Source organism: Pseudomonas anguilliseptica (genome assembly GCF_021375795.1).
Lineage (GTDB): Bacteria > Pseudomonadota > Gammaproteobacteria > Pseudomonadales > Pseudomonadaceae > Aquipseudomonas > Aquipseudomonas anguilliseptica_A.
The window spans coordinates 515254-535258 of sequence record NZ_JAEIOI010000001.1 but is presented as its reverse complement, the minus strand read 5'-3'; the positions used below and the strand labels follow the sequence as shown (position 1 = coordinate 535258).

At 58.2% G+C, this 20005-nt stretch carries 17 protein-coding genes; 2 read left to right on the top strand and 15 right to left on the bottom strand.

All coding sequences use genetic code 11. From position 1 onward, the window contains the following. Positions 1 to 66 precede the first annotated feature (66 nt). Entirely contained in the window at positions 67 to 939 is an 873-nt protein-coding gene (locus tag IOD17_RS02425) for a metal ABC transporter ATPase (protein WP_233683519.1), read from the top strand. Positions 940 to 1009: 70 nt separating this feature from the next. Here IOD17_RS02425 and IOD17_RS02420 read toward each other — a convergent pair whose 3' ends face one another. The 6 genes from IOD17_RS02420 to msbA all read right to left on the bottom strand — a co-directional run bounded on the left by IOD17_RS02420 (position 1010) and on the right by msbA (position 9242). Further along, the gene (locus IOD17_RS02420) at positions 1010 to 2218 is read right to left on the bottom strand and encodes an acyl-CoA dehydrogenase family protein (protein ID WP_233683518.1); all 1209 of its coding nucleotides are present in this window, start codon (positions 2216 to 2218) and stop codon (positions 1010 to 1012) included. Between the two features lie 12 nt (positions 2219 to 2230). Next, entirely contained in the window at positions 2231 to 3514 is a 1284-nt protein-coding gene (locus IOD17_RS02415; protein ID WP_233683517.1) for an acyl-CoA dehydrogenase family protein, read from the bottom strand. A 110-nt stretch (positions 3515 to 3624) separates the two neighbouring features. Further along, positions 3625 to 5046, bottom strand: a complete 1422-nt coding sequence (hldE, locus tag IOD17_RS02410) for a bifunctional D-glycero-beta-D-manno-heptose-7-phosphate kinase/D-glycero-beta-D-manno-heptose 1-phosphate adenylyltransferase HldE (protein ID WP_233683516.1) — start codon at positions 5044 to 5046, stop codon at positions 3625 to 3627. A gap of 64 nt (positions 5047 to 5110) precedes the next feature. After that, positions 5111 to 6511, bottom strand: coding sequence for a PIG-L deacetylase family protein (locus tag IOD17_RS02405; protein WP_233683515.1), 1401 nt, complete (start codon positions 6509 to 6511; stop codon positions 5111 to 5113). Between the two features lie 2 nt (positions 6512 to 6513). Beyond that, positions 6514 to 7410, bottom strand: coding sequence for a GNAT family N-acetyltransferase (locus IOD17_RS02400; RefSeq protein WP_233683514.1), 897 nt, complete (start codon positions 7408 to 7410; stop codon positions 6514 to 6516). Then, entirely contained in the window at positions 7410 to 9242 is a 1833-nt protein-coding gene (gene msbA, locus IOD17_RS02395; protein WP_233683513.1) for a lipid A export permease/ATP-binding protein MsbA, read from the bottom strand. The genes IOD17_RS02400 and msbA overlap by 1 nt, the downstream gene beginning before the upstream one ends. A 111-nt stretch (positions 9243 to 9353) precedes the next feature. Between msbA and IOD17_RS02390 the strand changes: the two genes are divergently transcribed. Continuing rightward, complete coding sequence (locus IOD17_RS02390; RefSeq protein WP_233684498.1) at positions 9354 to 10004, top strand: lipopolysaccharide kinase InaA family protein; 651 nt, start codon at positions 9354 to 9356, stop codon at positions 10002 to 10004. A gap of 3 nt (positions 10005 to 10007) precedes the next feature. Here the strand turns inward: IOD17_RS02390 and IOD17_RS02385 are convergent, their stop codons facing one another. The 9 genes from IOD17_RS02385 to waaC are packed head-to-tail and all read right to left on the bottom strand — an operon-like array spanning position 10008 to position 20005. Then, on the bottom strand, positions 10008 to 11459 hold the full coding sequence (locus IOD17_RS02385) for a hypothetical protein (RefSeq protein WP_233683512.1): 1452 nt from the start codon (positions 11457 to 11459) through the stop codon (positions 10008 to 10010). Positions 11460 to 11475: 16 nt separating this feature from the next. Then, positions 11476 to 12384 (bottom strand): glycosyltransferase family 2 protein, encoded by a 909-nt coding sequence (locus IOD17_RS02380; protein WP_233683511.1) that lies wholly within the window; start codon positions 12382 to 12384, stop codon positions 11476 to 11478. Next, complete coding sequence (locus IOD17_RS02375) at positions 12371 to 14125, bottom strand: carbamoyltransferase (RefSeq protein ID WP_233683510.1); 1755 nt, start codon at positions 14123 to 14125, stop codon at positions 12371 to 12373. The genes IOD17_RS02380 and IOD17_RS02375 overlap by 14 nt, the downstream gene beginning before the upstream one ends. A 14-nt stretch (positions 14126 to 14139) precedes the next feature. Then, positions 14140 to 15588, bottom strand: a complete 1449-nt coding sequence (locus IOD17_RS02370) for a lipopolysaccharide kinase InaA family protein (protein ID WP_233683509.1) — start codon at positions 15586 to 15588, stop codon at positions 14140 to 14142. After that, positions 15588 to 16334 carry a lipopolysaccharide kinase InaA family protein gene (locus tag IOD17_RS02365; RefSeq protein WP_233683508.1) on the bottom strand — a complete coding sequence of 249 codons (747 nt, stop codon included), beginning with the start codon at positions 16332 to 16334 and terminating at the stop codon, positions 15588 to 15590. The genes IOD17_RS02370 and IOD17_RS02365 overlap by 1 nt, the downstream gene beginning before the upstream one ends. Further along, on the bottom strand, positions 16331 to 17080 hold the full coding sequence (locus tag IOD17_RS02360) for a lipopolysaccharide kinase InaA family protein (RefSeq protein WP_233683507.1): 750 nt from the start codon (positions 17078 to 17080) through the stop codon (positions 16331 to 16333). The genes IOD17_RS02365 and IOD17_RS02360 overlap by 4 nt, the downstream gene beginning before the upstream one ends. Beyond that, entirely contained in the window at positions 17080 to 17886 is an 807-nt protein-coding gene (rfaP, locus tag IOD17_RS02355) for a lipopolysaccharide core heptose(I) kinase RfaP (RefSeq protein WP_233683506.1), read from the bottom strand. Before rfaP ends, IOD17_RS02360 begins: the two co-directional genes overlap by 1 nt. Further along, positions 17883 to 19004: a glycosyltransferase family 4 protein gene (locus IOD17_RS02350; RefSeq protein WP_233683505.1), complete on the bottom strand. Its 1122-nt coding sequence runs from the start codon at positions 19002 to 19004 to the stop codon at positions 17883 to 17885. The genes rfaP and IOD17_RS02350 overlap by 4 nt, the downstream gene beginning before the upstream one ends. Then, positions 19004 to 20005: a lipopolysaccharide heptosyltransferase I gene (gene waaC / locus IOD17_RS02345; protein ID WP_233683504.1), complete on the bottom strand. Its 1002-nt coding sequence runs from the start codon at positions 20003 to 20005 to the stop codon at positions 19004 to 19006. The genes IOD17_RS02350 and waaC overlap by 1 nt, the downstream gene beginning before the upstream one ends.

Genomic DNA, 20005 nt, shown 5'->3' with positions numbered 1-20005 from the left:
GTCTCACCCGACGATCTGTGCCAAGCTCTCAGGCCATGCCCACGCCGACATCCGCGAGGAGTTGCCATGCCGCGCACCCTGATCCGCAAAGACCCCAGCCGCTTCAAGACCCTGCAACTGTTTGTCGAAGCCAGCCCGGAAGGCCTGACTTACCAAGGCTTGGGCATGCCGCTGAACTTTGCGCAGATGCTGGAAAAGCGCCAACCGGTGGCGGTGGCCGACAGCCAGCGCTTTGCCGTGGAACTGGCCAATCTGGGCGTTTCAGTGCGTTTAACCCTTTGCTGGCAAGGCCGCGAATACTGGGTGCTGGTGCGCCAGCGCCGCGCGGATCGGGGCGATGTGGTGCTCAAACTGATCTCCGGCTACGTGCCGGCCCATGAACTCAACCTGCCGCTGCTCACGGCGATTCAGGAAGTAGCCGAAGAATGCCTGCTGGAAACCCCGGAAGGCTGGCTAAGCGGCCGCTTTGGCGACACCTGGCTGCCTACGCCCTACCAGAGCACCTTACGCTACCGTGAAACCGCTCACTTCAGCCTCAGCCCGCTGTCGGGCGCCGCGTGCCCAGTGCAATGCGGCAACCTCAAGCTGCTCGAACGCCCGCGCGCCTATGTGCACCTGCCGACCGCCTCGTTGCAGCTGGTCTACGACCTGCGCCTGGATTTGCCCAAGGAAACACGTCAACTCAGCCTGCTGCATGTCGACGAACACCTGGAAGACGGCCAACTGATCGCCCGCCTCAACCGCGCCCGCCCCGATCTGTTTCTAATCCCGCTGAACCAAGGCCGACCGACTGCCGAGCTGCTGACCCTGAAACAGGGCCAACTGCACCCGGCCAGCACTCGCGGCCTATGGCTGGCAGAAGGCTTTGCCGCACAGGAGGGCTGGCTGGTGCGCGATGAGCGTATTCGCTGGAAGGATTGGCTGGCACAGATGCAATAAAGCCCCGTCTAGCCGAGGCAAAAAGGGATTTCAGGCAGACGGGCTGGACTCATCCAGCCCGCGTAAACAACTACTTCAATTCGCTGGAGCTCTTACCCAGCAACCGCCGCGCCACAATCAGCAACTGGATCTGCTGGGTGCCTTCAAAGATGTCGAGAATCTTCGAGTCGCGCGCCCATTTTTCCAGCAGCTCATCTTCGCCGTAGCCCAACGTGCCGGCCAGTTCGACACATTTCAGCGTGACCTCGTTGGCCACTCGCCCGGCCTTGGCCTTGGCGATGGAGGCTTCCTTGGAGTTGGGCAGCTTGTTATCGGCCATCCAGGCGGCTTTCATCGTCAGCAGGCGCGCAGTCTCCCATTCGGCTTCCAGGCGATAAAGGGTCGCCTCGGCATGGCTGACGCTGAGCAGCGGCGTGCGGTAATCCAGCTTGCAGACTTTCTTCAGCAGTTCACGGGTGCGGTCCAGCGAGGCCTTGGCCACACCCACTGCCATCCCGGCGACCAGCGGGCGGGTGTTGTCGAAGGTTTCCATCACCCCGGCAAAGCCCTTCTGCACATCGATTTCCGGATTACCCAGCAGGTTCGCGGCCGGCACGCGGCAATCGCTGAAACTGATCGAGGCCGTATCCGAAGCCTTGATCCCGAGTTTCTTCTCTAGACGCGTCACCGTCATGCCCGGCGTGCCGTGTTCAACCACAAAGGACTTGATTGCCGCCCGACCGAGGTTCTTGTCCAGGGTGGCCCAGACCACCACGGCATCGGCTCGCTCGCCGGAAGTCACGAAGATCTTCTCGCCGTTGAGCACGTAGTGATCGCCATCCTTGATCGCCGTGGTGCGAATCGCCGCCGAATCCGAGCCGCAGCCTGGCTCAGTAATAGCCATGGCCGCCCAGGTGCCGCCGAAGCGCGCCAGTTGCTCATCATTGGCCACCGCGGCAATCGCCGCGTTGCCCAGGCCCTGACGCGGCATGGCCAGCAGCAGGCCGACATCACCCCAGCACAGCTCCATCACCCCGAGCAGGGCCGACAGATTGCCGCCATTCTTGATGCCGTCCTGCTGCTCACGGGCTGCGCCACGCTTGCTCGCCGAGGTGGCACCGATGGCGTCCGGCGACCCGGCGTTCATGCCATCGAGCAGCGCTGCGAGCAGGTCCAACTCCTTGGGATAGGCGTGCTCGGCCTTGTCGTATTTGCGTGAAATCGGGCGAAAATAATTCTCCGCCACCTGATGGGCCTGATTGACCAGGCCACGGAATTTCTTTGGGGGTTCCAGGTTCATGTTGAGGCGCCCTTAAAGCTGGAGACCGCCGGCCATAATCGCCAGCGCACGCAGATCGCGGTACCAGCGCTCGGCTGGGTGTTCTTTGGTAAAGCCATGGCCGCCGAGCAGCTGCACGGCATCGGTGCCGATCTTCATGGCCTTTTCGCTGCATAGCAGGCGTGCCAGATAGGCTTCACGGTGAAACGGCAAACCCTGCTCGGCCCGCGCGCACGCACGCCAGACCATCAGGCGCATGGCATCAATTTCTACGGCCATGTCCGCAACCATAAAGGCCACGCCCTGGCGGTGGCTGATCGGCTCGCCGAAGGCCACGCGCTCGTTGCAATAAGGCACCACATAATCCAGCGCCGCCTGCGCCGTGCCCACGGCCAATGCGCACCAGGCCAGCCCTGCATAATCGAGAAAGCCCTGGTAATTGAACGACTCGGCGGCCAGTCGCGCCTCAACCGGCACCTTGACCCCATTGAGCCGCACCCGCGCCGTACTGCCGGCCTTCAGCCCCATAGCCGGCTGCGGGCTGCGCTGCAGGCCCTTGGCACCAGCCTCGACAATAAACAACGCCGGGCCATCCGCCGCTTGCGCCGCGATGATCAGCTGACTGGCATCCAGGCCACGCAGCACCAGGCACTTTTCACCGCTGAGTACATAGTGCTTGCCGCGTTTACGCGCACGAGTCGCCAACTTGTGCGGATCAAACAACGGCGTCGGCTCATTCACCGCGATGGCCATCACGGGCGCGGGTTCCTCAGCGACAAAGGCAGGCAGCCAACGCGCCTGCTGCGTGGTATTGCCCCAACGACGGATGCAGTTGGCCGCCGACAAGGGCACCAGCAAGGCAGCCGCCAAGGACAAATCTCCCTTGCCCAGCGCTTCGGCAATCAATGCATTGCTCAGGGTGGTGCGCTCACCGGCCATGCCGCCCTGCGCCTCACTGACCGCATAGTGGGTCAACCCCAACTCGTGCGCCTGGTTGAGCAACGCCGCCGGCAGCGCCGCCTGTTCATCGGCATCGTGGGCGAGCGGGCGCAGCACTTCACTGGCGAAAGCCTCGAGCATCTCCACCAGCATCTGCTGCTCATCGGAGAGGGACAGATCGAACAGCGCATCCGGGTCAACCGGACGCGGCAGTTTGGCGACTTTGCCCGCACGCTGCGCCGCCGCGCGAAAGCTTGCACGGCTGCCGGTGTAGATCAGTTTTTCGAAAGGTTTGCGCAGCCTCAAACGGTCCGGCCAGTCAGCCTGGGCGACTCGATTCAGCACTGCCAGGGCACGGCCCTGTACGTCGGAACTCATGGCATCTCACTCCATACGGGGGATGCCACGGATCATGCGCGCGGCCAGGACAAGCGCCTATGACCGCGCCGACGCCGGCGACTGGCAAAGCAGCCAGTCAGTGTGGAGGGTTACTTGCTGCGGATCTTCTCGACGATGGCGGTGGTGGAACTGTTTTCCACCAACCCCAGCACGCGCACCTCGCCCCCATAGGCGCGGACAATATCGCCCCCCACCACACCCTCGATGCCGTAGTCACCACCTTTGACCAGTACATCCGGTTTGACCGCGCGCAGCAGGTTTTCCGGGGTGTCCTCGCTGAAGCTCACCACCCAGTCCACCGCGCCCAGCCCCGCCAGCACAGCCATGCGCCGATCCACGGCGTTGATTGGCCGACCCGGGCCTTTCAGGCGGCTGACCGATGCGTCGTCATTTACCGCCAGCACCAGGCGATCGCCTTGTGCGCGGGCCTGCTCCAGATAGGTCACATGCCCGGCATGCAGGATGTCGAAGCAGCCATTGGTAAAGACAATCTTCTCGCCATGGGCGCGGGCGTCTTCAATAGCCAGCAACAGTTGATCCAAGCTCAGCACACCGCGCTCGGAGCCGGCATCACGCTGGATTGCACGGCGCAGTTCCGGCGCACTGATGGCAGCAGTCCCCAGCTTACCGACCACAATACCGGCGGCCAGATTGGCCAGCGCCACTGCATTCGGCAGCTCTTCGCCCGCCGCCAGGCTGGCGGCCAGGGTGGAAATCACCGTATCGCCGGCACCGGTCACGTCAAACACTTCGCGGGCACGCGCCGGCAGGTGCAGTGCCGGATGCTCTGGACGCAGCAAGGTCATACCATGCTCGCCACGAGTCACCAGCAGCGCGCCCAGTTCCAGTTCTGCCATCAGGGCGGCACCCTTGGCCACCAGCTCGGCCTCATCACGGCAATGGCCAACGATGGTTTCGAACTCGTGCAGGTTCGGGGTAATCAGGCTCGCACCGCGGTAGATGGAGAAATCTTTACCCTTGGGATCAGCCAGCACGGTAATGCCCTTGCTGCGTGCCAGCTGCACCAGCGCCTGGTGGTTCTGCAGCGCGCCTTTGCCGTAATCAGAAAGAATCAGCACCTTGATGCCGTCCAGTTGCGCTTCGACGCTGGCGACCAGGGCCGCGCTGTCGGTGCGGAACGGTTCTTCGAAATCCATGCGCAAAAGCTGCTGATGACGGCTCATCACGCGCAGTTTGACGATGGTCGGCTGGTCTTTGATCGTCTGGAAGAAGGTCTTTACGCCAACCGCCTGCAGGCTGTTGCGCAGGCTTGCTGCAGCTTCATCCTCACCGGCTACACCGAGCAAGGTGGCCGGCGCCCCGAGGGCAGCGATATTCAGCGCGACGTTGGCCGCGCCACCCGGGCGATCCTCAATCTGCTCAACCTTGACCACTGGCACCGGTGCCTCCGGCGAAATCCGCGAAGTGCCGCCGTGCCAATAACGATCGAGCATGACATCGCCCACCACCAGAACGGCGGCCTGGTCGAAACGCGGCATGGACACTTTCATAAACACTCCAGAAACGGCAGAACAGATTGCCGGGGATCATAACATTGGCAGGCCATTGCGCTGGCTAACCGCCGAGCGTGCGTACCCAGAACAGTTCATGGCGGCGCACCGCCTTGCGGAAGAATTCATCTTCACCGGTAGCGGGCCAGCGCCGCCCGACCAGCACACGCTGAATCAACCGACGAATACGCCGTTTAAGCGGCAGCGGGCCTTGTAAATCGTGCTGCATGGCCAGCGCCATGGCTTTATCCAGTTGTTGCGCGGTATCCAGGCTCGGGCTCCACAGACCATCGGCCGGCAAAGCCTCGATCGCCGGCGGCAGGGCAATGCCAAAACCGGCCGGCCCCATGGGCCAGCGGTCGTTGTCATGCAGGTGGTTGGCGTACAGCAACAGGGTTCTCGGCTTCCAACTGCTCAGTTCAACCGCTTCTAGCAGCGCCTGGGTACTCGCCACATGGTCGCTGTGCGGGTCCAGTTGCGGGTGCGGAGTGACGACGACCTCGGGCTGGTAATGCTCCAGCGCTGCCACCAGATCTGCCAGCAAATTGCGCCAACTGGGCATGCCATCGGCATCACCGGGCAACGACAGGGCATTGTTCGCCCGCACGTTGCGAATATCGGCTTCGCCGGACTCTCGCGAACCAAACGCCTGCTCAGGCTGCGCCTGCATCGCCGGCAACTGCAGGCAGTAATAGCCGAGTTGCAGGCACTGACTTTGCGCCACACCGCCCCACAGCGGTACGGCCAGACTGTCCCAGGCGCGCAAACGGCCCTTGAGCTGCGCAGCCGCCGCTTGTTCCAACCCGAGGGTTTGATAAGCCTCGGCTTCAATTTCACCCTGCGTGAGAGTGAGGATGCTGACCTCGCGCGCCCGGCTGTACAGGCCAAAGGCAGCCAGTTCGGCGTCGTCGGCGTGCGGCGCGATAATCATCAGACGCTGCTCGGCGTAGTTCGGGTTGCGCTGCGCATAAAGCGTAACAAGCGGATCCAGGCGACAAAAGCGGCCACGCAGCGACAGCCTGCCCTGCGCCAATAGGTCACCCTGCCCGGACAAGTTCAGATAACGCCGCCCGTTCACGCCGCGCTCAAAATCCTGACGATCTGTGCCCATCAGCACATAAGGATCGAACCAACGCCCCAGCCAACTGGCGTTTATCTGCACCTGCAGAATCAGGGTGTCCGCCGCCTCCATCTCGCCGTCCAGCCTTATGTAACCGGCAGCAATGCGACCATTAACGGTACAGGTCGACTCGGCAAAGGCGTAGCTGTAATCATCGCTGGGCGAATAGAACAGGTGGTCGGCAAACCAGGCTTCATGCGCCAGCCAGCCAGCTAGCATAAGGATCGGTACCCACCACCAAGCCGCCAGAACACCGATCAAGGCCAAGACAACAAGGGCCAATAGCAACGCTATGCGCTTTTGTCGGCGATGGCGCTTGAGCAGGATCTGTTTACGGGCAGACATGATTACACCTGATAAGCCGCAACGCGGTTGCACCAGCGGTCTTTGTATTCGCGATCAGCCCGACCAAAGGAATAACGCAGGGGTTTGCCCAGCGCGCGCGCTTCGCTCCAGGCGGTCTGGGTATTGATAAAACTCAGCACACTGCCAGGGCTGAATTCGCGGTTCTGTGGATCAACGCCGCCGTTGATGTATTCCAGACTCACCCACTGCGGCGCCTCGACGCGATACAGCACTTGAATCGCCACCGGCTGGTCGTTCAGGTAAATCAGCGAGCCCGTCATAAAGTCACGCATCAGGCTGAACACCTCCGTCAGATGCGCCTTGCCGGTGGCCTCAAAGCCCCAGCGCCGCTGAAACAAATCGGCATAAATCAGCGCCTGCTCGGCAGCAGAGAGCTCTAGCATCGGCCGAATCACTCCGCCCGCCTCTTCCAGCAAACGCTGCTCGCGACGCTGGTTGTAGCGAAATTTCTTGCTGTACTCCTCGGGTTCACGGGCCAAGGCCAGGCCCTCGGGCTGCTCACGTAGGGTGCTGATCACACCGGCATTGAGCATTGAGATATAACGACCGCGATGACGCAGCGAGACATCGGCTGAAGGTGCTGCCGGAATAATCAACTCGGCATTACCGAGGTCGAACAGGCCGCGTTTACCCCGCTGTTTGAGCACATCCTTGGACAGCGCCAGATGCCGCCCCCAGGTCGGAATCGCCGCCTGCAGATCACCACCGGCAAACCAGCCAAGATAGCGAACAGGGATACCGGCCAGAGCGGCCAGACGCTCGACCACCTGAGGATGAGTGGCCACACTACCGCCAAATCGTTGCCAGGCCTCGGCATAAGCAGCCGCATCAATCGACGCCCAGCCACGCTCGCGCCAGGCGCGCAGATGGTTGAGCATCAGGTATCAGCCCCTTGAACGGAGGGCTCCACAGGCTCGACAAAATCTCGCTCATGTAAACGGGCATAATAGCCATTCAGTGCCAGCAACTCGGTATGCGTGCCACGCTCAACAATACGGCCTTTGTCCATTACGAGAATAAGGTCAGCCTTCTCAATAGTACTTAGCCGATGGGCAATAACCAGCGTGGTGCGGCCTTTCATCACCTCATCCAGAGCAGCCTGAATATGTCGCTCCGATTCGGTATCAAGTGCAGAAGTTGCCTCGTCAAGAATAAGTAAAGGCGCATCTTTCAAGAGCGCACGAGCAATTGCCAACCGCTGGCGCTGACCGCCAGATAGAAGAACACCATTTTCACCAACGAGCGTGTCGTACCCCTGCGGCATCTGCTCTATAAATTCTGCGGCATAGGCGGACTCAGATGCACACCTTACATTTTCGATTGATGCATCAGCCAAATCGCCATAAGCGATATTGTTCCTGACCGTATCATTGAAGAGCGTCACATGCTGCGTAACCAGTGCTATATGCTTGCGTAAGTTACGCAGCTTGTAATCTTCAACATCAAGATCGTCGAGCAGAATTTGTCCTTGATCATGATGATAAAAACGCGGAATTAAATTAGCCAATGTAGACTTGCCACTGCCCGAGCGCCCCACCAGAGCAACCATCTGCCCAGGCTCAGCCACAAAGCTGATATTGTCCAAAACGGCTTTATCGCTTCCCTCATAGCGAAAGCTCAAGTTGCGTACATCTAGACGACCTACGACCTTGGTACGCTCTTGAGTGCCATTATCAGCTTCTAATTTCTCATCAAGCTGCTCAAAGATACTTTCCGCGCCCGCAACGCCTTTCTGAATAGTCGAACTAACCTCCGAAAGCTGGCGGATCGGTTTCGGCAAAAGACCCGCCAGCGTGATGTAGGCAACAAGCTCGCCGGGCGACGCATCACCACGTAACAACAACACAAGAAACATTAATACAGCCATTGCCCCATAAATTACCAATTGCAAACTAGGTGTATACACGGCGTTGGTTTTCACCATCCTAAGCTGTTTTTGCCTATTATCTGAGCTGGCTTTATAGAAACGTTCTTGCTCATACGCCTCCCCACCAAAACTACGCACAACCCGATAGCCTTGAATGGTCTCGGACGCAACATGCGTAACATCCCCCATCGCCACTTGAATTTTCTTACTTTGCTTGCGAAACTTCTTACTTGCACTAGAAACCATTAGACCAATAACAGGAAGAATGGCGAGCATTACCAACGTAAGTTTCCAATTCATCAGCAAAAGCGTGATAAAAAGAAAAACCACAGTCATCCCTTCACGCACAACAACTTTAATCGCATCAGTTGCCGCACCCGTAACCATAGTTACATTATAAGTAATTCGCGATATAAGGTGCCCTGAGTTATGACTATCAAAGTAGCGATTAGGCAATACAAGTAAATTATTGAAAAGCGCCACACGCATGTCATGCACGAGCCCCAGTGAAACCTTCGCCAGGAAATAGTTCCCGAAAAACGAACCTATTCCTTGAAGCAGTGCAATCAATACAATAAGCAAAGGCACAGCCTGCAACAGCTTAAGACCTTCAAGCCATGAAAATTCATTTAAATACGGTACAGAGGCAAAAAAACTAGCATCTGGGTTATTCAGACCGTCCACAAAAAACTTCAGCACATAGCCCAACATGGGCTGAGTAGACGCAAAAATTAGAAAACCAAGAATACTAACCAGAAAGAGCCCTATATAGGGCTTAACGTAAGCCAACAAACGGAAATAAATTTTCAAACTGGAGGTTTGCGGCTGGGTTGATCGGCTCATGGAAAACGCCAAAGCAGTTAAATTGCCTTAGTGTACCACGGCACCATTTCATCGCTGAGCGGTCTGAGCCTGTCTCAGGGTAGAATGATGAGTCCCAAGAAAGGTATTGGTATGCAAGCCCTCTCAAAATCTGATTATGAAAGCTTGCGCAAAGGCGCAGAAATCATCGAGGCCGACGGCCACGGCGAAAAAGTGCTGCGTTTGCGTGACGGCAGCTTCCTCAAGCTTTTTCGCCGCAAGCGCTTGATCTCCTCAGCAGCCATCTGGCCCTACGCACAGCGCTTTGCTGATAATGCCGCAATGCTCAAGACACTGAACTTGCCATGCCCACAAATCATCCAGACATACCGCTGCCGAGAGCTAAAGCGCGACATCGTGCACTACCAACCACTACCAGGCCGAACCCTGAGACAGCTTCATGAGCAAGAGCTGACAGAAAAACTCTTCACCCAACTGGGCAGCCTGATCGCAACACTTCATAGCCAGGGGATCTATTTTCGGTCCTTACATCTCGGCAACATCGTCTTGACGCCTGAAAACAAGATGGGCCTGATCGATTTGGCTGACTTGAGCCGAAGCCGGGGAGCGCTCGGCACCATCAAACGGCTGAGAAATTTTCAGCATCTGCTCAGAGACAGTCGAGACCGCAACACACTTAACCAGCCCAAAGCGATTGCTTGCTTCGACCAATACTGTCAAGAAAGCTCGTTGGCACCTAGCGGAAAAATACTAAAACATCGCCTGCAACTAATACCGCTATAAATACTAGTCACCCACAACCAGCACAGTATCGCCTTTACGATTCGCGAATTGCGTGATTACGCGTTTATTGTGCTGTTGCATCCAAACCACAAGCCACTTTTCATCAGCATCCGCCTCAATAATAAAATAATCAAACCGCGCCTGATGATCTTCACTCATGGCCGCAGTCATATTTAGTCGCTGCTTTGGATAGCCCCGGCCAGCATGGTAGGAAATCCTCGGATCCGCATAATAGATAGAAGCATCTTTCTTTACATTTTGCGCAATCCAATGACCGCTTTCAACATAGTGTGTTTTCTTAGCAGAAAACGACAGCACGTTGTCCAGCATTACCAACAAGGCGAGCACACATAAAAAGCGCCCCCACTTAGGAAAGCGACCAACAAACCATACAAACGAAACAACAGCCGCAGGCACAGCAAGCAAATTCAAAAAGCTGATATATCTAGAGTTCATAAACAATTGCTGTGTATAAAAAAGCATAATCACAGCAAAATAAAAAGCGAAAGCCCAAGCAAACGGCTTGAACTCCACAAAAAATTGCCCAACGGCCTCTCGTCCTCGCCTAAACAAAAGCGGCACTGCAAAAGGCCCCAGCAGCTTCATGAACATGAAAACAGCACTGCCAAACAAGCCGAACAAAAGGATGTGTTTGGCATCATTCTCTGCAAATCGATGAAGGACACCCTTACTGAAATTCTCAGCTGCGTCTCTAAAGTTACTGGAAATGCCTTTGGGGTTTAGCAATTCCACATAATCATTGAGTCGCTCTGCCGACAAGCCCGCACCCAGAAGCACCCAAACCAGCGCAACTATACCAATAAAAGCAGGAAGCGCATTGAACTGCACACTTTTAGCAAAATCAGCCCACGACCTAACACCTACCAACTGCCAAACGGCGAGTGCAGGCATCAATAACACAGCCTCCAGACGGAACAATGCTGCTGCTGCAATTGCTATCTGAACCAGTGACGCTCTCATCCAAGTGGGATGCGAATACCAGCGCATAGCCAACCAAAGCGCCAAAATGCTAAAAAACCAGAACCCATACTCTCTTAATACGTCGCCCCTGAAAGCATTAAAAGCCGGCATTGATAGAACGACCAAGCACGCCCAATACCCAGTTTGCGGTAGGCGCTTAACAACAATATCAACCAAAAGACAACAGGTACCCGCCATAAAAAGCGCACACAGGCAATAAGCAACCAACTCAAGGCCGATACCGGTAAAGCGACTCAAGACGGCCAAAATGATAGAAAACCAAGGCCAGTCAAATCGTGCAAAAGTGGCTGCCGTACCAGATTCAAGATATGTAACGGCTAAATCAACATAGAACGCACCATCCTTACCGATGGTAACCTCACCCACAACTGCAATTAACGACAAAAGCAAACTAGAAAAAAACGTCAACCAGACTGGTGAAATCCGTTTCAAACGTGACAGAACAACTTCCATATAAACTCCTTACAGCCTATTTCTTACATACCAGTAAGCGTATAGCTTTACGAAAATAACCCCAGCGCAATGCCTGCAATGGAGCGAGAGCAAACGCCTTTCGATAAAAAATCAAAGCGGCATCAACATCCGAGTCAAGTTGGGCGGCTCGAAACAGTGACAAATATCGCTGCGATTCATAACGCCTTCGCAAATACTGGCAATTCTCTGGCAATCCATCGAAGACTTGCTTAACCATTTCAAGCGCGATCGCCTCTTCTCCCACACGGCTATGCCGAAGGCTGTCGCCATGCTTGAAGATTCTCGCCAGCGGCTCCCTTACAACAAGCACAGGGGCACTCACTAATAGATAAGCAAATACTGCGATATCTTCACCACTGCGTAAGCTTTCTGGGTAGAAGCGCTGCAAAAGCAAGTCTCGACGAAACAGTGAACAGCAGTGGGAAATAGCAATACTCTTATCCAGTAGATACTGCTTAATCAACTTGTCAGCAGGCATTACGGGAACAGGGGTTGGAGCACGCAGCCGCGCTCTACCATCAGGATAAACGGAGATATATCCGCCTAGAACCATACCAACCTGAGGAGCCGAGCTGATCGTCGCTCGTAATGTAGACAAAGCGCCAGGGAGCAATTCGTCATCGGCATCGAGCAATAACGCATAACGCCCTTTAGCCAATCGAATACCAGAGTTGCGCGCCGAGGCGGCCCCTCCGTTAGGCTGCTCAACGACTTGTAAATGCGGGTAACGGCTTACATAGTCCGACAACAACGATGACGTATCATCAGTGGACCCGTCGTTCACAACAATCAACTCAATATCATCAGTCAACTGCGGCAATACAGAGCCCAGCACACGTGGTAACAAATGTGCATAGTTGTATGTAGGAATGATGACGCTAATAAGCGTCTCAGACGTTGTCATACCAATCCTTGCCATCCTTGACCACCAGGATGTCTTCCATGATCAAGTACTGCAGGTCGGAGCCGTAGAACATGTTAAGCGCGTCGGTCGGCGAGCAGATCATCGGCTCGCCGCGGCGGTTGAGCGAGGTGTTCAGCGACACGCCGTTGCCGGTCAGTTTTTCCAGTTCCAGCATCATGTCGTAATAGCGCGGGTTGTATTCGCGCTTGAGCACCTGGGCGCGCGAGGTGCCGTCTTCGTGCACCACTTCGCCGACACGGGTCTTCCACTCGTCGTTGACCTCGAAGGTGAAGGTCATGAACGGGCTCGGGTGGTCGACTTTGAGCATCTGCGGACCCACGGTGTCGAGCATCGACGGGCAGAAAGGCCTCCAGCGCTCGCGGAACTTGATCTGCTCGTTGATGCGATCCGCCACACCGGCCACGCTCGGGCAACCAATGATCGAACGACCGCCGAGGGCGCGCGGGCCGAACTCCATACGCCCCTGGAACCAGGCCACAGGATTCGCGTCGACCATGATCTTGGCGATGCGCTGCGGCATGTCGTCAATGCGCTTGAACACCGGCTTGCTCGGGTGACGGGCGCAAGCCGCGATCACGTCTTCGTTGGAGTAGGACGGGCCGAGGTAGACGTGTTCCATCTTCTCCACCGGCACGCCGCGCTGGTGCGAAATATAGGCAGCTGCACCAACCGAAGTACCGGCATCGCCGGAGGCCGGCTGGACGAACAGTTCTTTCACGTCGTCGCGGGCAATGATCTTCTGGTTCAGCTTGACGTTCAGCGCGCAACCGCCGGCGAAAGCGATCTTGCCGGTCTCGCGGATGATGTCGCCGAGGTAGTACTCCATCATCTCCAGCGCCAGCTTCTCGAACAGCGCCTGCATGCTGGCCGCGTAATGGATGTACGGATCGTCGGCGATGTCGCCCTGGCGTTTCGGGCCGAGCCACTCGATCAGCTTGGGCGAGAAGTAGTAGCCCTTGCCGTTTTCCTTGTAGCGGCGGAAGCCGATGACGTTGGCGTAGTCGGTGTTGATAATCAGCTCACCGTTCTCGAACTTGGCCAGGCGCGAAAAGTCGTACTTAGCCGCGTCACCGTAGGGCGCCATACCCATGACCTTGAACTCGCCGTCGAGCATTTCGAAGCCGAGGAACTCGGTGATCGCACCGTACAGGCCGCCGAGCGAATCCGGATCGTAGAATTCCTTGATCTTGTGGATCTTGCCATTCTCGCCGTAACCGAAGAAGGTCGTGGCGTACTCGCCCTTACCGTCGATGCCGAGGATCGCGGTCTTCTCGGTGAAACCCGAGCAGTGGTAGGCGCTGGCAGCGTGGGCCAGGTGGTGCTCGACCGGCTCGATCTTGATCTTCTTCAGGTCAAAGCCCAGCTGCTCCAGGCACCACTGGATCTTCTTGTGGTAACGCTTGTAGCGGCGATTGCCCATGAGGATCGCATCGAGGGCGCGATCCGGTGCGTACCAGTAGCGCTTGGCATATTGCCAGCGGGCTTTCTCGAAGATACTGATCGGCGCAAACGGAATAGCCACCACATCAACGTCAGACGGTTTGATTCCGGCCTGTTCCAGACAGAACTTGGCCGACTCGTAGGGCATGCGATTCTTCGCGTGCTTGTCGCGCACGAAGCGCTCTTCTTCGGCGGCCGCGATCAACTTGCCGTCGATATACAGGGCGGCGGATGGATCATGGCTGAGGGCGCCGGAAAGGCCGAGAATCGTCAATGCCACTGGTTGTGCCTCTTTTAGTCTGCTGAGCCGACGACGGGCGTCAGCGGTAAACGTTGGTCGAGCAGTTTGAACAGCTGAGAGTCAGCCGGCCAATTGCGCAAAAAACGGGCGCGGTCGCGGGCATAGGCCCTGGCGAAACTGCGCGCGCTGCAATGTTGTTGCATGGCGTCGAGGTCGATCAGCGACCAGCACGCCTGGCGGTCATCCCAGAACAGGTTGTGCCCCTTGAAATCACCGTGGCTGATGCGTTCGCGCAGCAGGGCGGCGAACAGGCGATCAAGCGCCAACAGGTCGCTTTCCGGGGGCGAGCCGTCGTGGAACGCCTGAAAACGCGCGATTATATCCTGCCCGCCGCAGTATTCGGTAATCAGGTAGGCACGCCCGCGCAGCCAGCACCAGCGCCGCTCTAGTACGGCCAGTGGCTGTGGTGTGGCGATGCCCAACAGCTGCAGGCGGTTGCCGGCGATCCAGCTATGCCAGGCACGACTGGGCCGCCAGAAGCGCTTGAGCCAGTGACCGAGACTTTTCACGTTATAGCGCTTGACCACCAGCGATCGGCCTTGCAGCTGTACTTGTGCCACGGTGGCAGCACCACCGGTTTTGTAGATATGACCCTGCTCGGTGAGTAGATCAATATTTTCCAGCAAGGGCTGCAACATCGCCTGATCAGCACGGCGCACTACGCGCAGGCCAAAAGCCCCGATCCTGGCCGCAAAAAGCGTGCAGTCGCGGGCTGCTTTGCGTAGATAGTCGCGCAGCCGCCATTTGCGCACCTTGGCCACCTCCCCCAGCAACGCCTCCAGCGGCAGGGCATGCTCGCCATTGACCAACAGGTAATGCACCAGCAGTTCTTCGATAAAGGGCGTCAGTTCAACCGGCAGTTGGGCGAAGAACACCCCGAGGTTTTCCAGAACCCGCTTACGCGATAGCGGCTGCCCGGCGATCTCAACCTGTACGCCACCGCCGTCAATTACGTAGAGCTGACCGTCATGCTGCAACAGGTTGTCCAGATGCAGATCCGCCTGCCACAAACCCTGGTTGTGCATTTGCGCAATACTGGCCAACGCGCTGGCCAGTATTGCCTGTTGATCAACACTCAGCAGCGGCTGGTGTTCCACCGCGCGCCAGGCCTCCCACAGACTCTCGGCGCCTTGCAGGTATTCGAACAGCAGCCAGCCACCCTCACCTTCACACAGGCCGTCGGCCAGCAACTGCGGAGTACTCAAGCCCTGCTCCGCGAGTTGGCGGGCGCCGTCCAGTTCGCGCTGAAAATGCCGCGCCGCCTTATTGCCGACCAGCAGTTTGGCCAGCACCGGGCGCCCCTGCCACTGAGCCAACGCCACATAGCGCTGGCCAGGCAACACGCGCAGCAGCTGCTGCAATTGCAAATCGCCTCCCGGCAACTGCAAAGGCTGCGGTAGTCGCGGAGTGCGCCCGGCGTCTGCCAGCTCAGCCAGTTGCATCAACGCGCCTCCTTGTCCTGGCGGCGCGCGCCCAGATACCGTAGCCAATCCGCCACATCCCGAGGGTCATCCAGGTAGGCTGCGAGGAAATGTCGGATCTCGTCCGCCCCCCAGAGCGTGCCAATGCGGCGCAACAGCGGTTCCAGGTCCTTGATGCGATCACGCCGGCCCAATAACAGTGGCCGGGTCTTTTCCAGGTCGATCAGGCAGGCGGCAAAAGTGCTGCCTTCGCGGCGCAGGAAAATATGTTTGGGATAGAAGCAACCGTGCACCTGTCCGGCACCGTGTAGCTTGCGCGCCAACTCAACACAGGCCGTCAGGATGGACTGATGCACCTCAGCGGAGTATTGCGCCCAACTATCCAGGTAATGACTCAAATCATCCCAACCATCCAACGCCCGGGTCAGCAACACGGCACGGTGTTCGCCCGGTAGCTTGCGCTCGGCGAAGAAGGCCGCCTGCAGAGCCGGAATCCCCAGGGCCGCATAGCGCTGAATATTGCGCAATTCGCGGGCAAAGGTCGGCTCACCGAAAGGATGACGCAGGGTGCGGGTCAGGTGATTGCTCTGGCGTTTGAGGTAAAAAGCGCACTCACCCAATTCCAGGCGATAAACGCTGCTCCAGCCGCCACGTTCAGTGTTGGGTTCATCCACCGCCTCGAGCTTCAACGCCCACAGCGCATCGAAATGAGTCAAACCATGCTGTTCAAGCAGGGCGCGATCCTGGGCTGCAATAAAGTCGCTCATTCGCGCCCCTCGAAGAAACCCACAATCCGCCGGATACGCACCTTGTCACTCGGGCTCAAACGCTCTTGCCTCAAATATTGCAAATAAAAGCGCAACCGCTGACTCCGCGACAACCGCTGCTTGGCCACCTTATCCAGGCAGGCCAAATCCTTGACGATGCGGTAACGCAGGAAGGGCCCCCACCAGAATGCTCCGGTCGGACAGTCGATAAAGAACACCTTACCGGCTTCATCCACCAACAAATTGCGCCACTTCAAATCGTTATGGGCGAAATGATGGGCATGCAAACGGCGGGTTGCCTCGGCCAAATGTTGGCTGATCGTGCGTAACCATTGGCCATGTAGGCGTTGCGCTTGATGATGGGCGATATGCGCCAGATCAAACGTACCGGGTAACTCGCGAGTAATCAGTGCCCCGCGCACAAAGGCACCAGCCTCACGCTCCAAGCCATAGGCCACCAGTTCGGCAGTAGGAATACCCCAGCGCGCGAAACGGCGCAGGTTCTGCCATTCAGCTTTGACCCTGGGCTTGGCGAAGAAGCGTCCAAGCCAGCGCCGCACAGGCCGCCCTTTGCCACCATGCCAGTAACGCTTGACGTAATAACGCACACCATCACGTTCGATACGAATGCATTCGGAACTCGGATCACGGGTGATCTGCTCGCCAGTCAAGGCAAATACCGCGTCCACACTGCCGAATTCCTCAGTCAGCGCGGCGTAATCCGGCTTGCACGTCCAACCCGCCATCAGAGCGCATCCCCATACCGCTGTTTACGCGCATACAGCGCGTCCGCCTTGCGCTCCAGCCAGGCCAGCAAGGAGCGCTCGGCACTCAACGTCTGACGCAAAGGTTGCTGAAAGTAGTGGCGCAAAAATCTCAATTTATCGCGTCGGGTCAGGCCGATATCCAGCACCGAGAAATACAGCGCGGCCAGGTCCTTGTTGCGCCAGCGCAAGGGCAACTGGCTGCGCACCTGGGCGCGGTGCAGGTCGATCACCGACAAGCGGAAATCGTCGGCGGTGACCGGTTTATCGGTGTGCAGCAGAAAGTGGCAGATGTAGCAGTCGCGGTGATTGACCCCGGCGCGGTGCATGTTGCCGACCATGCAGGCCACTTCCTTGATCAGCGCCCGCTTCAGTTTTGGGTCGGGCGCTTGCTGCGCCCAGTTCAGGCTCAGCTGTTCGAGGTCGGTGGTCGGCGCCAGTTCTTCAGTGACGATAAAGGAATGCTGCGCGGCCGGGTTGCTGCCGCGCTCGCCGTAGGCCACGGCGGTCATGGTCGCCACACCGACTTCTTTCAGACGCTGAATGGCCTGCCACTCTTGGCGCGCACCGAGCACCGGCAGCTTGGCAGTGAGCAGGTTCTTGACGATTTCGCCCCAACCGATACCGCGATGGATCTTGACGAAGTAACCACGTCCATCGACTTCGGTGCGCAGGGTGCGACGACCTTCCAGCTCGCGGTACACCTGCCCCTGCAGCGCCTCGACAGCAGCAAAAGCATCGCGTCCGCCCCACAGGCTCTTAAAGGGTTCAGCCAGTACCAACTTCATGGACGCGCCGCCAGGATGATGTCGGCCGCGTGCTGCGGCATGGAATACAGGTCAGCGCTGTCGGCATAGGCCAGACCATTGCGCGACCAGAAGGCGCGGCGCTGATCGTCAGCCAGCATATCGGCGAGCAGATGATTAAGCCGCTCCTGCTCGAACGGACTGGCCAGCACCCGCCCGGCATCGGCCTCGGCAATGTAGTGGGCATAGCCGCACACATCGGTCACCAGCACCGGCAAGCCGGAAACCAACGCTTCTAGCAGCACGGTGCCGGTGTTCTCGTTGTAGGCCGGGTGGATCAACAGATCAGCACCCAGCAGGAAACGCAGAATATCGCTGCGCCCCTTGAGAATCTGCACCTGATCGGACACGCCCAGGGCCTTGGCCTGCAGCTGGAACGAGCGCGGATCGTCCTGACCGATGGCGATCAGTCGGGTGCGTTGCTTCAGCTCGCGCGGCAGGGCGGCCAGGGCTTTGAGGCTGCGATCCAGGCCCTTGGTCTTGAAGCCGGAACCTATCTGCACCAGCAGCAGGTCGCTATCCGCCAGCTTGAATTCGGCGCGGAACTCGGCGCGAATCTCCGCGGCATTGGCGGGCGCGCGGCGGTCTGCAGCGATACCCGGCGGCAGCAGGTGAAAGCGCTGCAGCGGGGTGTGGTAATGCTTGATAAACAGCGGCTGCTGCACTTCGGAGATCATCAGAATTTCGGTCTTCGACTCGGGGGCAAATACCGCCCGCTCGTAATCGGCAAAGTGCTTGTAGCGCCCCCAGCGCTTGTAGATCGGCGCGCGCAAGGTTTGCGCCTTGTCCTCATAGCAACCATCGGCGGCGTAGTAGACGTCCAAACCGGGCATCTTGTTAAAGCCAATCAGCCGATCCACCGGGCGCTTGGCCAGGTCGGCCTTGACCCAGGCGGTGAGCTTTTCATTGCGTTTGTGGTTGAACAGCGCCTTCACCGGCACCACCACCACCTCGAAACCTGCCGGCACTTCACCTTCCCAGATCGGCGTGTAGACGCGGATGGCATGACCGCGCGCCTGGCACTCCAGGGCGATGCGCATAAAGTCGCGCTGCAAGCCGCCGAACGGGAAGTACTTGTAGAGAATAAACGCGAGCTGCATCAGACAACGTCCTCGGCCAGCAACAGGGCCTGCAATTGTGTGGCGACACGCTCGGCGTCCAGGCCATCGAAGCAAGGCTTGTGGCGATCCCCCGAGCCGGCATTCGGCCCGCTGGCGCACAGATGCACCTGACCACGCCCATAGGCACCGACGCGCCCCGGCAAGGTCGGGCCGTACAGGGAAATACTCGGTACATCCAGCGCAGCGGCCAAGTGGCCGAGGCCCGTGTCCACCGCCACGCAGGCGCTGGCGCCAGCGATCACTTTCGCCACGCCTGCAAGGTTCAATTTGGGCAGCACCGCCGCATTTTCAATGCTGGCGGCAATTCGCTCGGCACGGGCTTTCTCGGTCTCATTTCCCCAGGGCAGGCGCACTGCCCAACCCTGTGCACTCATTCGCTCGGCCAGCGCACGCCAGTCGGCTTCAGGCCAATGCTTGCTTGGCCAGGTGGTGCCGTGCAGAAACAGCAAGTAAGGCTGCGGCGCCTCATCGGCCAGCTGCGCACGGTTCAGGCCGTAGTCGCCAACACCGGCAGGCAGCGCATAGCCCAATGCCTGAGCAAACAACTGACGTGTTCGTTCCAAGGCATGCTGCTCGCGCGGCACGGCATAGGCGTGATCATAAAAGCGGCTAGCCAGTGGCTCGCGTGCAGAGTCACGATCCAGCCCGGCAACCGGCGCTTTGACGTAACGGGTCAGCCAGGCACTTTTCAGCAGCCCCTGGGCATCAATCACCAGGTCGTACCTGGTTTCACCAAGCCGCTGCTTAAAGCGCTTCCACTCACCGCTCTTGAAGGTCTGCCAGAGGTGCTTGCGCCAGCGGCGAATGGCCACCGGAATCACCTGCGCCACAGCTGGGTGCCAGGCGGGAATCTCGGCAAAGCCCTCCTCCACCACCCAGTCGAACTGGATACCGGGAATGGCGCGCGCCGCATCGGTCAGCGCTGGCAAGGTGTGCACCACATCGCCCAGCGAAGAAGTTTTGATCAACAGTACCCGCAA